Here is a 678-nt window from a genome sequence, read left to right on the forward strand (position 1 = left end):
CCGGCCCGACGACGATCACAGGTGCGGCACCGTGCCCGCGCAGCGCCGACACGGCCCGGTGCAGCAGCGGAACGCCGTCCACGGTCAGCAGGGGCTTGTCCACCCCGCCGAGCCGCCGGGCGGCTCCCCCGGCGAGCACGATCCCCGCCAGCTCCACGGACCACCCCCGCTACGGGCGCCGCGCCTCACCCGATCAGGCGCGTGGCGAACGGCATGATGCCGTCGTAGCGTACCGGCGCGATCCGGACCCGGCCGCCCGAGTACGGCGCCTCGATCATCCGGCCGCCGCCGAGGTAGAGGGCGACGTGGTGGATCCGGTCCGGACCCCAGAAGAGCATGTCGCCGCGGCGCATCCGCGACAGCGGCACCTTACGGCCCGCGTGGTACTGGTAGCCGCTGTAGTGCGGCAGGGTCGTGACCCCGGCGAAGGCGTAGATCATCAGGCCGGAGCAGTCGAAGCCGATCTTGCGGTAGTCGCCGTGGCGGTCGGCGACGCCGCCGTCCCGGATCCCCCGGGTCGGGCCGGTGGTGTTCCCGCCGCCCCAGGCGTAGGACACCCCCAGTTGCGATTTCGCACGGGCGACGACCTTCTCGACGCGGGTGGCGTCGGCGCCCCCTGCGGTGCCCGCCCCGCTGCCCTCCGGGGCCCCGGGGCCGTCCGCGGTGGGTGCCTGCGGG

At 75.2% G+C, this 678-nt stretch carries 2 protein-coding genes; both read right to left on the reverse strand.

The features are described 5' to 3' along the window. On the reverse strand, positions 1-157 hold a 157-nt coding region (mobA, locus tag SACPADRAFT_RS26300), incomplete at its 3' end, for a molybdenum cofactor guanylyltransferase (protein ID WP_040924067.1). A gap of 28 nt (positions 158-185) precedes the next feature. Continuing rightward, a partial coding sequence (locus SACPADRAFT_RS32440; RefSeq protein WP_007027870.1) for an NlpC/P60 family protein occupies positions 186-678 on the reverse strand: 493 nt, incomplete at its 5' end.

The sequence above is a fragment of the Saccharomonospora iraqiensis subsp. paurometabolica YIM 90007 genome (assembly GCF_000231035.2).
In the GTDB taxonomy this organism is placed as follows: Bacteria; Actinomycetota; Actinomycetes; order Mycobacteriales; family Pseudonocardiaceae; genus Saccharomonospora; species Saccharomonospora paurometabolica.